At 60.6% G+C, this 15,280-nt stretch carries 10 protein-coding genes; all 10 read left to right on the forward strand.

All coding sequences use genetic code 11. The features are described 5' to 3' along the window. The first annotated feature begins 376 nt into the window (after positions 1-376). The 10 genes from rplI to L3J03_10475 all read left to right on the forward strand — a co-directional run bounded on the left by rplI (position 377) and on the right by L3J03_10475 (position 15,117). The gene (gene rplI / locus L3J03_10430; GenBank protein ID MCF6291395.1) at positions 377-829 is read left to right on the forward strand and encodes a 50S ribosomal protein L9; all 453 of its coding nucleotides are present in this window, start codon (positions 377-379) and stop codon (positions 827-829) included. A gap of 105 nt (positions 830-934) precedes the next feature. Continuing rightward, complete coding sequence (gene dnaB / locus L3J03_10435) at positions 935-2,320, forward strand: replicative DNA helicase (protein MCF6291396.1); 1,386 nt, start codon at positions 935-937, stop codon at positions 2,318-2,320. Between the two features lie 62 nt (positions 2,321-2,382). After that, positions 2,383-4,887 carry a leucine--tRNA ligase gene (gene leuS / locus L3J03_10440; protein MCF6291397.1) on the forward strand — a complete coding sequence of 835 codons (2,505 nt, stop codon included), beginning with the start codon at positions 2,383-2,385 and terminating at the stop codon, positions 4,885-4,887. A gap of 38 nt (positions 4,888-4,925) precedes the next feature. Continuing rightward, positions 4,926-5,495, forward strand: coding sequence for an LPS assembly lipoprotein LptE (gene lptE, locus L3J03_10445; GenBank protein ID MCF6291398.1), 570 nt, complete (start codon positions 4,926-4,928; stop codon positions 5,493-5,495). Positions 5,496-5,497: 2 nt separating this feature from the next. Further along, a complete protein-coding gene (dusB, locus tag L3J03_10450) occupies positions 5,498-6,439 on the forward strand; it encodes a tRNA dihydrouridine synthase DusB (GenBank protein ID MCF6291399.1) in 942 nt (313 codons plus the stop codon). Between the two features lie 97 nt (positions 6,440-6,536). Further along, positions 6,537-12,449, forward strand: coding sequence for a hypothetical protein (locus tag L3J03_10455; GenBank protein ID MCF6291400.1), 5,913 nt, complete (start codon positions 6,537-6,539; stop codon positions 12,447-12,449). A gap of 272 nt (positions 12,450-12,721) precedes the next feature. After that, entirely contained in the window at positions 12,722-13,171 is a 450-nt protein-coding gene (locus L3J03_10460; GenBank protein MCF6291401.1) for a hypothetical protein, read from the forward strand. Beyond that, complete coding sequence (locus tag L3J03_10465; protein ID MCF6291402.1) at positions 13,162-13,827, forward strand: type II secretion system GspH family protein; 666 nt, start codon at positions 13,162-13,164, stop codon at positions 13,825-13,827. Before L3J03_10460 ends, L3J03_10465 begins: the two co-directional genes overlap by 10 nt. Positions 13,828-13,871: 44 nt before the next feature. After that, entirely contained in the window at positions 13,872-14,753 is an 882-nt protein-coding gene (locus L3J03_10470) for a prepilin-type N-terminal cleavage/methylation domain-containing protein (protein ID MCF6291403.1), read from the forward strand. After that, positions 14,743-15,117 carry a hypothetical protein gene (locus tag L3J03_10475; GenBank protein ID MCF6291404.1) on the forward strand — a complete coding sequence of 125 codons (375 nt, stop codon included), beginning with the start codon at positions 14,743-14,745 and terminating at the stop codon, positions 15,115-15,117. Before L3J03_10470 ends, L3J03_10475 begins: the two co-directional genes overlap by 11 nt. The last annotated feature ends 163 nt before the right edge of the window (positions 15,118-15,280 follow it).

Consider the following 15,280-nt stretch of genomic DNA (forward strand, 5'->3'; position numbering starts at 1 on the left):
TCGCCCATTTTGGCCTGCTCGAATAGCACCAGTATGCTTCGCAGTCCCAAATGAACGAATCTAAGCCACTGGTGAACGCTTACGGGCATGAGATTACCATAAATCCGTACCCCCGGTGAACGGTTACGTTTATGAACAGCCGGCCCTTCTCAATGGAGCGGCCGTTGGTAGAAGAAGACCCCTTTCCCGACAGGAGGGGGTTTACTGAATGTTTACAATGAAAGGCGTCACTCCGGCACGGCAAGGCCGGCGCTTGATGGCGATTTTCATATAAAGGTGTCTGGCATCTCGAACGCTATTCGGCAGGCCCGGCGTTGGAAAAAGGCAGGATGATCATTTAATCATCCTGAGATTATAGTTAAGGAGACCTCGAATCATGGAAGTTATACTGAAAAAAACCGTTGATACCCTGGGCGAGGAAGGCGACATCGTCAATGTTAAGCCTGGTTATGCCCGCAACTATCTCCTTCCGCAACAGATCGCGGCAGAGGCGAACAAGGCCAACCTGGCCATTCTCAACCAGGGAAAGGCGGCCATTGAAGCGCGCAAGCAACGGCAGCGCGACCAGGCCGAGGCCCTTTCGAGGAAACTGTCCGGCACCGTGCTCACCATTGCCCATCGGGTCGGTGAAGAGGACAAGCTCTTCGGCTCGGTCACTGTGGCTGATATTGCCGAGAAACTCGCTGAACTCGGGGTGGAGTTGGATAGAAAAAAAATCATCCTGGCCGATCCGATCAAGTCCATCGGCGACACCGAGGTCCCGGTCAAGGTCGGTTTCCAGATGACCACCGAGATTACGGTCCGGGTCGTGCCGCTGGAAGCAGAGTAAGTCCCCCCGGCAGGCCCGCGCTCCCAAGGTGGCTGTGATCCCGGGCCGATCTCGGCATGGCGGGACCGCCACCTTTTTTTTTACAAAAAGAACAATTCCGGGACCATGGAAACAGGAACCAAAGCCATTTCCTCGTTGCACCGACTTCCGCCCCAGAATCTGGAGGCGGAACAATGTGTTCTCGGTTCCGTCCTCCTGCAGAAAGGGGCCCTGGTCAAGGTTCTGCAAGTCCTTGTGCCGGAAGATTTTTACCGGGACTCCCACAAGGCGGTCTTTTCCGCCATGGTGGCCCTGTTCGAGAAAAATGAGCCCCAGGATCTGATCACGGTCACCAATATCCTCCGGGACTGGAACAAGCTGGACCAGGTAGGCGGGCCCGCCTACCTGGCCTCGCTCACCGATATCGTGCCAATGTCGGCCAATATCGTCCACTACGGCAAGATCATCCAGCAGAAGGCCATTCTCCGCCGGCTGATCCAGGTTTCCACTGAGATCGCGGCCCGCTGCTATGACGAGCAGGGCGATATCGACAACCTGGTGGACGAGGCGGAACAGCATATCTTCGAGATCTCCCGTTCCAAGAGCGGCCAGGCCTTCCAGCCATTGAGCAAGATCATCCCGCTCACCTTCAAACACATTGAAAAACTTGCCGAACGTAAGGAATTGATCACCGGAGTGCCCAGCGGCTACGACGAGTTCGACAAGATGACCGCCGGGCTCCAGCCCTCGGACCTGATCATTGTGGCGGCCCGGCCCAGCATGGGCAAGACCGCCCTGGCGATGAACATCGCCCAGAACGCCTCCATGTTGAGCAAGGTTCCAGTGGCGATCTTCAGTCTGGAGATGTCCAAGGAGCAGTTGGCCATGCGGTTGCTCTGCTCGGTTAGCCGGGTGGACTCCCAGCGGCTGCGCACCGGCTTTCTCAAGGACTCCGACTGGCCCAAGCTGACCCGGGCCAGCGGCATGCTCGAGGATGCGCCGATCCATATCGATGATACCCCGGCCATCACCGTACTGGAGATGCGGGCCAAGTGCCGGCGGCTGAAATCCGAGCACGATATCGGTCTGGTGGTGGTGGACTATCTCCAGCTGATGCGCGGCCGGGCCGCGGCCGAGCGACGGGAACAGGAGATCAGCGAGATCTCCCGCTCCCTCAAGGCGATGGCCAAGGAGCTTAACCTCCCGGTCATTGCCCTGTCCCAGCTCAACCGGAGCCTGGAGTCAAGGCCCAACAAACGGCCGCAGCTCTCCGACCTCCGGGAGTCCGGGGCCATTGAGCAGGATGCCGATCTCATCTGCTTCATCTACCGGGACGAGATCTATAACCAGGCCGAGGACAACCCCAAACGCGGCATTGCCGAAATCATCATCGGCAAACAACGGAACGGGCCAACCGGTAAATTTGAACTGACCTTTATGAAGGAAATCACAACCTTTGAAAATCGCGCCTACCAGGAGCCGCCGCCGGGATACAAGGGTGAATCCGGATAAACGGAAAGCGACCCCTGCCGTACCGAACAACCTTTTCTTCCAAAGGCATCAAGGACTGCACCATGGGCAACAGCACCACCTCTGGAAAACAACGCTACGACTTCAAGACCATTGAGGCCAAATGGCAGGCCCGCTGGGCCCGGGAAAAGACCTTCAGGGCGGACGAGGACCCGGCCCGGCCCAAGTACTACCTGCTGGAGATGTTCCCCTACCCTTCGGGCAAGATCCATATGGGTCATGTCCGCAACTACAGTATCGGCGACGTGATCGCCCGCTATAAAAGAATGCGCGGCTTCAACGTGCTCCACCCCATGGGCTGGGACGCCTTTGGACTGCCGGCTGAAAACGCGGCGATCAAACACAATACCCATCCGGCTGAATGGACCTATGCCAATATCAACGAGATGAAGGTCCAGCTCAAGGGGATGGGTTTCAGCTATGACTGGGACCGGGAAATGGCCACCTGCCACCCGGGATACTATCGCTGGGAACAACTGTTCTTCATCCGGATGTACGAGAAGGGGCTGGCCTACCGCAGGATGACCACGGTCAACTGGTGCGAGTCCTGCCGGACCGTGCTGGCCAACGAACAGGTAATCGACGGGTCCTGCTGGCGCTGCGACAGCCAGGTGGCGCCGCGCCGGATGCACGGCTGGTTTCTCAAGATCACCGACTATGCCGACGAATTGCTGGCCGGCTGCGACACCCTCTCCGGCTGGCCGGAAAAGGTGCTCACCATGCAGCGTAACTGGATCGGCCGGAGCCAGGGCCTGGAAGCGGACTTCCCGGTGCAGGGTTCCGGCGAGTTCTTGAAGATCTTCACCACCCGGCCGGACACGGTGTTCGGGGTCACCTTCATGTCCATCGCCCCGGAACACCCGCTGGTTGGCCTGAGCCGGGGAACGGATCAGGAAGAACAGGTTGCCGGATTCGTCCACCAGACCCGGCTGGCGCTGCAGCGAAAAGACCCGCAAGAGGAACTGGAAAAGGAGGGGGTCTTTCTCGGCCGTTACTGCATCAACCCCTTTACCGGCGAGAAGATCCCGATCTATGTGGCCAACTTCGTGCTGATGGAATACGGCACCGGCGCGGTGATGGCAGTGCCGGCCCATGACCAGCGAGACTTCGAGTTTGCCGCCAGGTACGGGCTGCCGGTCAGGGTGGTGGTCCGGCCGCCTGATGAAGAATCAAGCCCGGACACCATGACCGCGGCCTATGAGGAACCCGGCATCCTGACCAATTCCGGCCGCTTCTCCGGTCTGCCGTCGGCCGAGGCCAAGGCGGCGATCATCGATGATGCCGAGAGCAAGGGTTTTGGCCGGGCCCGCACCACCTACCGGCTGCGGGACTGGGGCATCTCCAGACAACGTTTCTGGGGCACGCCGATCCCGATGATCCATTGTAAGACGTGCGGCGTGCAGCCGGAACGGGAGGAGAACCTGCCCGTACTCCTGCCCACTGATATCCAACTGGACCCCAGCGGCCGGTCGCCGCTCCATACCCTTGAATCCTTTTACCAAACCAGCTGTCCGGCCTGCGGTGGCCCGGCCCGGCGGGAGACCGATACCATGGATACCTTTGTGGAATCCTCCTGGTACTTTGCCCGCTACGCCTGCCCGGATTACAGCGACGGCCCCCTGCGCCGGGAGGCGGTGGACCACTGGCTGCCGGTTGATCAGTACATCGGCGGCATCGAGCATGCGATCCTGCACCTGCTCTATGCCCGCTTCTTTACCAAGGCCCTGCGCGATCTCGGCTATCTCTCCGTGGACGAGCCCTTTGCCAATCTGCTCACCCAGGGGATGGTGATCAAGGACGGCGCCAAGATGTCCAAGTCCAAGGGCAACGTGGTGGATCCCAATAAATTGATCAGAAAATACGGGGCCGACACCGTCCGCCTGTTCAGCCTGTTCGCGGCCCCGCCGGAGCGGGACCTGGAATGGAGCGCCAAGGGGGTCGAAGGGGCCTTCCGTTTCCTGAACCGGGTATTCCGGCTCATCCAGGGGCATCTTGACCTGTTTAAGGCCGAGACAGCGCCCCTGCCCGTTGAGATGAACGAGGCCAGCCGGACCCTGCACCGGAAGACCCACCAGACCATCCGCAAGGTCAGCAATGACATGGATGATGACTTTCACTTTAACACCGCGATCAGCGCGATGATGGAACTGGTCAACACCCTGGGCTCCCTGACCGGAAACAATACCCCGGAGCGGGCCGCTGTTGACCCGGCCGTCACCCGCCAGGCCCTGGAAACATTGCTGTTGCTGCTTGCACCCATTGTCCCCCATTTCAGCGAGGAGTTCTGGGAGGCCACCGGCCATACCAGGCCGCTGACCGCGCAGCCCTGGCCGGAGTTCGATGCCCTGGCGGCCAGGGAAGAGGAGCTTACCATTGTCCTGCAGGTAAACGGCAAGGTGCGCAGCCGGTTGCTGGTGGCGCCGGGGATCACCGAGGCGCGGATCAAGGAAATGGCCCTGGCCGACGGCAAGGTACAGAAGTTCCTGGCCGGCAAAGAGGTCAGAAAAATCATCGTGGTCAAGAACAGGCTGGTCAACCTGGTCGCCTGAGCCGGACCGCGGAGAAAACATTCCCAGGGGAACACGCCGTGCATAATCGCCATCTTGCCTTTCTGATTCTGCTTCTGGTCCCGCTTCTGCTCTTTTCCGGATGCGGCTACCGCAATCCGTACCTCGGCAGCGGCGACTTCTCCCGGTCCTGGCAGACCCTGCACCTGCCTGTCTGGGCCAACCGGACCAACCAACTGGGACTGGAATCCACCTTCCAGCGCAGCCTGCATGGTTGGTTCAAGCGGGCCTCAAGGATCCAAATCGTTCCCCCTGGGGACAATGCCGACCTGGTGCTGGAGGGTGAAATCCTGGCCATCTCCCTGCCCGGCGCCGCCTTTGACGCCAACAACCAGGCCCGGGAGGTGTCGGCCACCCTTGTTGTCCGCTACGCCCTGCGGGATGCCGGCAGCGGCGCGATCCTCTGGCAGGAGGACCGGCAACCGCTGAACCGGTCCTATGCCATCGGGGCAACGCCGGCCGCCACCCTGGACAACCGCCGCAACGCCCTGGCCATCCTGGCCGACGAGCTGGCGGAAAGGATCTACGAACGAACCATGGACACGGTGGTTCAGAGGACGGATGACAGAGGACAGAGGACAGAGAACTGAGGATGAAGATCGGCGATCTCTCCCTGGGCAGCCCCTTTGTCCTTGCCCCCCTGGCCGGGTATACCGACCTGCCCTTCCGGCTCCTGTGCCGGGAATACGGCGCCGGCCTCTGTTTTTCGGAGATGATCAGCTGCCACGGCCTGGTCTTTGGCCAGAAGAACACCCTGGCCATGCTGGCCACGGTTGAGGCCGAGCGGCCGGTGGCCTTCCAGCTCTTTGGCGCTGAACCCGAAATCATGGGCAAGGCCGCGGCCATCCTGTCCGATCTCCCCATTGACATGATCGACATCAACATGGGCTGCCCGGTTAAAAAGGTGACCAGAAAGGGGGCCGGCGCCGCGCTGATGCGCAACCCGAAGCTGGCCGCAAAAATTATCAGCGCGGTCCGCGCCAACAGCAGGCTGCCGATAAGCGTCAAGATCAGGAGCGGCTGCAACGAGTCAATGAAAACCGCGCCGGATTTTGCCCGGATGGCCGAAGATGCCGGGGCCCGGCTGGTCACTATCCACGGCCGCACCTGGTCCCAGGGCTTTTCCGGCCGGGCCGACTGGCGGATAATCGCCGCGGTAAAACAGGCGGTCTCAATACCGGTGATCGGCAACGGCGATATTCATTGCCGTCAAGACGGCCTGGCGATGATCGAGCAGACCGGCTGCGACGGGGTGATGGTCGGCCGGGCCGCCCTGGGCAACCCCTGGATCTTTTCTTCCCGGGACCGGCCGGACACCCTGTCCCTTCGCCTGTCCGGGTTGCACCGCCATCTTGAACTGGCAGCCCGATACCTGGATGTTGACCGAAAACTGGCCGGCCTGAAAAATCATGCCGGTCGATATCTGAAAGAGATCCCCAAAAGCGCCGGGATGCGGCGCAGGATATATGGGGCCCGGAGCTTTGCCGAACTTCTGGAACTCTCCGCCCCTTGCGGACGACTCGCCAGCGGCTGACCACGGGGACTGTGTAACCGTTCCCCCTTAACTTTTCCCGCAAAACATACTATATGGGTATCTGAACGGTTACGGCGTAATAATAATTTCCGGGAAAATGATGAACCAGCACAGCTCCAGATCCCCCCTTTCCCAACCAGCCGTTCTCAGCATCTTCCTGCTGTCCGCACTTTTTTTTATTACATCTCTCTTCCCTGCCATTGCCCTGGCCTGGCGAATGGAGGCCGGGGAAATAACCCTGCCGGCGGTCAGCACCGGCTCCACCTCCTTCAGCACCGTCTCCCTGCAACAGACATATGCAACCACCCCGCTTATCTTCATCCTTCCCGCGGCGGAGAACTCCCGCCCCGCGGCGGTCCGGGTCCGGAACGTCACCACCACCGGCTTTGAGGCGGCCCAGGTGGAGCCACCCAACGAGGACGGCAGCCAGCCGGCGACAACGGTCCATTACCTTGCCGTGGAAGCAGGGCTGAACCAGCTGCCGGACGGCACCGTCCTGGAGGCCGGCACCCTGTCCACCACCTCCTATCAGGGCAAAAATCTATCCGGCACCGGCTGGGACACGGTTAGTTTCAGCAGCGGCTTCAGCGCCGCGCCGGCCATCCTGGCCCAGATTCAGACCATGAACAACGAGTCCGCCGGGGTACCCGGGGCCGCCTCGGTGCCATGGATGACCACCACCATCCAGTCGGTCACCACAACCGGTTTCCAACTGGCCCTGGAGCGGGCGGAAACATCCACCGGCTCGGTGGGCAGCGTTGAGACCATTGCCTATCTTGCCGTCCGGAACGGCGCCAACGGCAGTTTCACCGACAACGGCGGCTCCAGCGTCACCTACGAGGCCCTGGTCTCGTCCGATGCGATCACCGGCAACTGCACCTGGGTCAACTTCGCCAACAGCTACAGCCCCATCCCCCTGGTGATCGGTACCCAGAACAGGCGCGACGGCGGCGATGGCGGCTGGCTCAGGCGATGCGGCAGCCCCAATATCGAGTCCAGCCGGATAAGTCTGGAGATTGACGAGGATCTGCTGGACGGCGAAAGAGACCACACGACTGAAAGCGCGGGGATCCTGGTTTTTTCCCGGTCCTTTAACGCCTCGTTCTCGGTGTTGACCAGGATTGCTGATTATCATCTTGACGAGTGCGATTATACAACCGGCCCGGCCAGCGATGATACCGGCAATTACCCCGGCACCTACTCCGGCAGCGTGACCTCAACCGAGGACCCCGGCGGGACCTGCCGGGTGGGCAGCTTCAGCGGCGGGGCCGTGGATCTGACCGGACTGCCGGTCTCGACCACGGCCGGCGACCAGACCACGGTCAGTTTCTGGATGAACTGGGACGGCAGCAACAGCGTGATGCCATTCGGCTGGAACCGATACGATCTCTGGCTCACCAGCGACCGGTTCGGGTTCAACACCTTTAACAGCGATGTGTACGGGATCTCCAACGCCACCGCCACCCTGGCCAACGGCTGGCACCATATCGTCGCGGTGTTCACCAATGGCGACGTCAGCCTGAACAAGCTGTACATCGACGGCGTGGCCCGGGCCATCAGTCAGGTGCAGGGCTCGCCCAACAACGGCAACGCCTATGTCAATGCCGGGGCCAGGATCGGCGGGGTGACATCAACCTCCAGCTATCGCTTCTCCGGGATGCTCGACGAGGTGATGATCTTTACCGGGGAACTGCCGGCCGCGGAAATCGCCACCATCTATGCCAACCAGCTGGCAGACAACAACTATGACGGCAGCTCCAGGAGCTGCGCCATCTGCACCACGGTCCGGGCTGATTATCATTTTGACCAGTGCGCCTGGAACGGTACGGCCGGCGAGGTGGTTGACTCCGGGGGCAACAACTATCACGGGGTTGCCAATAACGCCACCACCTCCACCACGGCCAGGTTCTGCCGGGCCGGCGATTTCACCGCCGACTCCATCACTGATTATGTCGGCCTGGACAACCGGGCCGCGGACGGGCTTACCGACTTCACGGTCTCGGCCTGGATCAAAACCGGTAACAGCGGTTCCCAGGCCATTCTCTCCGGGGCCAACTCCGCCCAGGCCAACGAGATGCTGATGTGGCTCAACAGCAGCACGCAATTCATGCCCTTTATCAAGGGAAGCTCAGCCACGATCGCTATCAGCGATATCGCGGATAACGCCTGGCACCACCTGGTCTGGACCCGGAGCGGGACCAGCAACTGCATCTACCGGGACGGCGCGTTGCAGGGCTGCGCGGCCATCGGCACAACCGCTGCTGTTGCCATTGACCCGGGCGGGCTGATCATCGGCCAGGAACAGGACAGCGTTGGCAACGGATTTGCCATCAGCCAGGATTTCGAGGGTTATATCGACCAGGTGCGGATCTACAACGGTGAACTGAGCGGGACCGAGGTGGCCACCCTGTACGCCGAGACCCAGGACCAATGCCCCTCCTGCGTCAGCCCGGCCGCTGAATGGCGGTTCGACGAGTGTTCCTGGAACGGCACCAGCGGTGAGGTGATCGATGCCCAGGGCTCCCTGCACGGGACCAGGGCCGGTAATGCCGATACCATTGCCAGCGGCAAACTCTGCCGGGCCGGCACCTTTGACGGGATCGGCGATTATGTTGACATGGGCGATATTCTCAACACGGTCTTTGGTTCCACCAGCAACGCCTTTACCATCACCGCCTGGTTGAAACCCACCGTTCTCACCGCCGGAGTAACCAACCACCAGACCGCCAACACCTTTATTGCCAAGGCTTCGGATCTCTATAACGACAATATCGAGATCGGGGTCAACCCCAACGGCACCCTGCATCTCTATCTCGATACCCAGGGCCGGGACTCATACGCCGACCTCGGGGTTGCCGGCGCCATCCAGACCGGTCAGTGGACCTTTGTGGCAATCACCTATGACAACGGCACGGTGACCGCCACCATCAACGACACCACCTACACCGACACCACCACCTGGAGCGGCGGCGGCAATATTGACAACGCTGCCAACAGTCCCTTCACCGTGGGCGCCTCCCTTCATATTGACAATTATTTCACCGGCGAGGTGGATGAGGTCCGGGTTTACCCGGCCAGCCTCGATGCAGCGGCCCTGGCCGCGATCAAGGCCGAGACCAGGAGTTCCTGTACTTCATGCAGCATTCCCGTGGCTGATTATCATCTTGACGAATGCGATTTTAGCAGCGGCCAGGTCATCGACTCGACCGGCAACTACCATGGCAGCCCCACTGGCACCGTTACCACCAGCGAGGATCCCGGCCGGACCTGCCGGGTGGGCAGCTTCAGCGGCGGGGCCGTGGATCTGACCGGACTGCCGGTCTCGACCACGGCCGGCGACCAGACCACGGTCAGTTTCTGGATGAACTGGGACGGCAGCAACAGCGTGATGCCATTCGGCTGGAACCGATACGATCTCTGGCTCACCAGCGACCGGTTCGGGTTCAACACCTTTAACAGCGACGTGTACGGGATCTCCAACGCCACCGCCACCCTGGCCAACGGCTGGCACCATATCGTCGCGGTGTTCACCAATGGCGACGTCAGCCTGAACAAGCTGTACATCGACGGCGTGGCCCGGGCCATCAGTCAGCTGCAGGGCTCGCCCAACAACGGCAACGCCTATGTCAATGCCGGGGCCAGGATCGGCGGGGCGACCTCCAACTCCGGGTATCGCTTCTCCGGGATGCTCGACGAGGTGATGATCTTTACCGGGGAACTGCCGGCCGCGGAAATCGCCACCATCTATGCCAACCAGCTGGCCGGCAACAACTATGACGGCACGGCCAGGAGCTGCCCCTGCGGGCTTGTCTCGGTGGATCATTACGCCATCTCCCATGACGCCACCGGCATCACCTGCCTGGCCGACCCGATCACCATCACCGCTCATGACGTCGCCCATGGCGCGGTTGCCCCGGCCAACAGCACGGTGATCACCCTGTCCACCTCCACCGGCCGCGGCACCTGGGCCCGGGTAGTGACCGGTTCCGGCAGCTTGAACGATCCCGTTCCGGGCGACGGCGGGGGAACCTATACCTTTCCGGGCAGCGAAAGCAACGTTGTTCTGGCCTTCAACTATACCAACCCGGCTGGTGATCCCGAGTCAGTCAACTTCAATATCAGCGATGGCACCAACAGCGAGGACCCCTCCGAGGACAGCAGCATCGTTTTTGCCTCGTCCGGTTTCCGGTTCTACAACGACAGCGACGCCAACACAACGATCCCGACCCAGATCGCGGGCAAGGACTCGGATATTGCGCCCAACGCCAGGACCATCAGCCTGCAGGCGATCCGGACCTCGGATGACGATCCCACCGTCTGCCAGCCGATCTTTGCCAGCGGCTCTGATGTCAGCGTGCAACTGGGGGCTGAATGCCTCGCTCCGGCCGGCTGCAGCGGCAACCAGGTCAGGGTGATCAACAACGCGGTGACCACCGCCATCACCACCAGCAATGACAACGGCGGCGCAGGCGCTGCCGGCTACACCCCGGTAAGTTTGCGGTTCGGGGCCGGCTCCAAGGCGACCCTGGCCCACAACTATCCCGATGCCGGCCGGATCCAGCTCCATGCCCGCTATAACATCCCCCTGGACAACGGCAGCCCCTCGGGCAAGTACATGACCGGCTCCAGCAATTCCTTTGTAACCCGGCCGGCCGGGCTCTGCGTGTACAGCAACGACATTGATGCGGACTGCGCCGCGGGCGACGGCACATGTTCCAAGTTCAAAAAGGCCGGCACCAGCTTCAACCTCAAGATCAAGGGGGTCGGCTGGGAGACCGCCGGGGAGGCAGACACCGACTTCTGCACCGGCAACAGTACCACCCCCAACTTCCGGTTGGACAATATCGCGCTGAGCCCGAACCTGGTATCGCCGTCAGGCGGCAACAACGGTACCGTCGGGATCAATGCGTTTAACATGGCAGCAGCCGATTCCGGGGAGCACACCATCAACAACCAGACAATAAGCGAGGTCGGGGTCTTCACCTTTACCGCCGACCCGCCCGCCTATCTCACTGCCGGCGACGTCATTCCCGCATCGACCAGCGCTAATATCGGCAGATTTTACCCCTACCGGTATGTCCTGTCGGTCAACAGCCCCTTGTTTAATCACGGCTGCGCCACCGGCAGCTTCACCTACCAGGCCCAGCCGTTCGGCTTTGGTGTTGACCCGGTCTTCACCATTGAGGCCCGCAATGCGGCAGACGCCACCACCAGCAACTGCGGCGGCAACACCACGGCCGAGGATTTCTGGAACCTGGCCGCCCCCACCCTTGCGGCCGGCAACTATGCCGACCAGGTGGGCGCCACCCCGACCCTCGCTGTCCCGACCCCGGGCAGCGCTGTTTTCAGCAATATCAATGACTATGACGGCTTCGGCACCCTGACCGTAAGCTCAACTTCCCTTACCTACAGCCGGCCGGCCGCGGCCACCACCCCGTTCAATGCCCTGGTCGATCTCTCCCTCAACGCGGCCGACCTGACCGACAGCGACGGCGCCTGCTACGACGCCGAACCAGACCTGACCTGCGACAGCTTTACCAAAGCCAATATCAGCGGCACCGAACTGCGCTGGGGCCGGTTCAATATTTTAAACAGTTACGGCCCGGAGACCGACGACCTGGCCGTGCCGCTCACCGTCCAGTACTACACTGCGACCGGCTTCAGCACCAATAGCGCCGACAGCTGCACCTCCGCCAGCATCACCCTGGGCAGCTACAGTGACAACCTGGCCAGCGGCGAGACCTGCGTCCAGGACACCGGCAGCCCGGGGGCGAGCAATGCCGGCTGCGCTGTGGCCGGGCCGGTTGCAAAACAGTTTCAGGAGCCGCCGGCGGCCGGTGACTTCAACCTCTATCTAAAGGCGCCGGGGGCCGGCAACAACGGCAGTGTCGACGTGACGGTCAGCGAAGAGAGCAACGGCGCCTGGCTGCCCGCCGCCACCTCCACCGCCACCTTTGGCATCTTTCGCGGCAACGACCGGATCATCAACTGGCGGGAGATATTGAGATAACCGGAAGACAGAAGACAGAAGACAGAAGACAGATAAAGTATAAACTTATGTATAGAAAAAACAAAAAGATAAACAACACGAACAGAGATAATACGGCCTCGGACCGGTGCCATCCGCTCTCGGCCGTCCGTCATCCGCCATCCATCTTTCGTTCTCTGTTATCCGTTATCCGTTGTCCGTCGTCCGTCGTCCGTCCACTGTCCACTGTCCTCTGTCCTCTGTCCTCCGTTCGCCGTCCTCTGTCTTCTGGTTTCACCCTGATCGAACTGGTGATGGTGATCGTGATCCTGGGTCTGCTCGGGGTGACCGTGGCGATAAAATGGCCCCAGGGCATGGAACAGGAGGCCGCGGTGCTGGAATTCACCCGGGCGGTCCGCTTTGCCCAGCATGTGGCCATGACCAGAAGCTTTGAGAGCAGTACCCGGGCCTGGGGCATCAGCATCCAGGGCAACAAATACACAATCGAACGGGCCGACAGCTCCGAAACCGTTGCCGTTCCCGGGATTATCGATGATCCGGTCGGCAGCCGGACCTATCCGTTGCTGAAAAACGTCTCAATCACCGCGGCCTCGGTCTATTTCAACGGCTACGGCGAACCGATCGACACCACCACCGGCAGCCCCCTGACCGCCACGGTAACCTTCCGGATAGGCAGCGACTCGATTCCGGTATCAGTCTGCCGGGAAACCGGTTATGTCCTCCGGGGGGCGGCATGCCCGTGACAGAAGACAGAAGACAGAAGACAGAGGACAGAGGTTTCACCCTGATCGAACTGGTGATGACCATTGTCATCCTCGGTTTTTCCTCCCTGATCATTGTGCCGTTTTTCCAGGCAATCACCAGCAGCCCGGACCCCATGATCCGGCAACGGTCCATAGCCCTGGGTCAGGCGATGATGGACGAGATCCTGGCCAAGCGCTGGGATGAAAACACCCCCATCGGCGGCGGTCCTGTCTGCACGGCAACGGAAAGCGGCACCGGCCGCGGCAATGCGACCTACACCCTGGACTGTGCCACCGAAACAACCAGGATTGCCAGCGCCATCGGCCTTGATATTGCCGACGGCGACGCAGCAGCGGACCGGACCACCTGGGACGATGTGGATGATTACAACTATCTGAACTTTGCCGGCGGCAATTACGAGGACGGGACCTTTACCGACCAGGCCGGGGCCACTGTCAGCTTCCCCGGCTTCAAGCGCTGGGTGGAAATCGACTATATTGCCAGCAGCACGGCGGTGACCGACATCACCAGAACAACCCCGGCCTCCAGCGGCCAGGGTTCAGCCGATTCCACGGACAGTAAAAGAATTGTTGTCCAGGTCCAGTCGCCCACCGGCCAGGTTTACACCTTTGTCGCCGTGTCGTGTAATTTTTGATAGTAATGTTTTTGGTTCTTGGTGATTGGTGAAAAGTACAACTTATGCGTAACAAAAACAAACAGATAAACAACACGAACAGAGATAATACGGCCTCGGACCGGTGTCATCCGCCATCCGTCATCCGTTCACTGTCTCCTGTCTCCTGTCTCCTGTCTCCTGGAAACGGTTTCACCCTGATCGAACTGATCATGGTCATGGTACTGCTGGCCGTGCTGGGTACCATGGGCGCCGGATTCATCAGCAAACTCTTTATCGGATTCAGCGCCTCGGATGCGAGAATGGAGATATATGAGACCGGCAACCTGGCCCTGACCCGTATCCAACGGGAAATCCGCAACTCCGTGCCCAATACGGTGAAGGTCGAGACCATCAGTCAACCGAACGACCGGATCACCTTTGGCCTGATAAATGAAGCGGCAATGGAGCAGAACAACTGCTTCGGCCGGTACACCGAGGAGCAGGCCGATTTCCCCACCGCAACGCTGACCGATGCCGCCGCCGCCGCAACCCCGCAGGTCGGCTGGATCATCTCGGTGTACAACAGGAAATGGACTGACTTTAACAGCGGCGCCCGGCTGTACCGGGTAACCGGCACAACTCCGCCGGCCATGGCGGTTGACAGCCAGGTCAATAAAAGCTCACCTGCCGGGAGATACTATCTGGTCGACAAGGCGGTCCGCTACCGCTGGGACGACACCCGGCAGACCATTTACCGTTCGTGGGACCAGGTGGATGAAAACGGGCCCGGCGATTTTTCAACGGCAAGCGAAATCCCCCTGGCCGAGAACGTAACCGCGGCCGAGTTTACCTATTCCGCCGGGGCCCTGGGCAGAAGCGGGATGGTCTCGCTTAAGTTCACTGTGGTCAAAAACGGGCAATCGGTCCAGTTTCACAAGGAGTTTCACATCCGCAATGCACCCTGAGCAAAAACAACAACACGGCTTCAGCCTGATCGCCGCGCTTTTCGTCATCGTGATTCTGGCCCTGTTCGGTACCCTGATCAGCCGCCTTGTTGCGATTAATTCAATCAGTTCCTCTGAAGATTACCTGTCGGCCCAGGCCCTTTACTCGGCCGAGTCAGCGGCCCGGCTGAAGATAATGTGCCAAGACGGCGGCGGGACGTACGGCGGCGGCTCCACCTGCAGGAGCTATTATCCCGCCATCGGCGAACTGAGCACCAGCGGCACCTATACGGTTGCCGCCACCGGGTATATGTCGTTGCGGGTCATTGCCGGCTGGAACGGTGCAATTACCAGGGAAATCGAAATAAAATATAAATTGCAGTAGTTGATGAACCGTGCTAGATGAAACGTGTTCTTTATTGGGTAAACATTCAGTAAACCCCCTCCTGTCGGGAAAGGGGTCTTCTTCTACCAACGGCCGCTCCATTGAGAAGGGCCGGCTGTTCATAAACAGGCTATCAAGCAGGAACTCGCTTCGCCGCGGCGGC

The sequence above is a fragment of the Desulfobacterales bacterium genome (assembly GCA_021647905.1).
GTDB lineage: Bacteria > Desulfobacterota > Desulfobulbia > Desulfobulbales > BM004 > JAKITW01.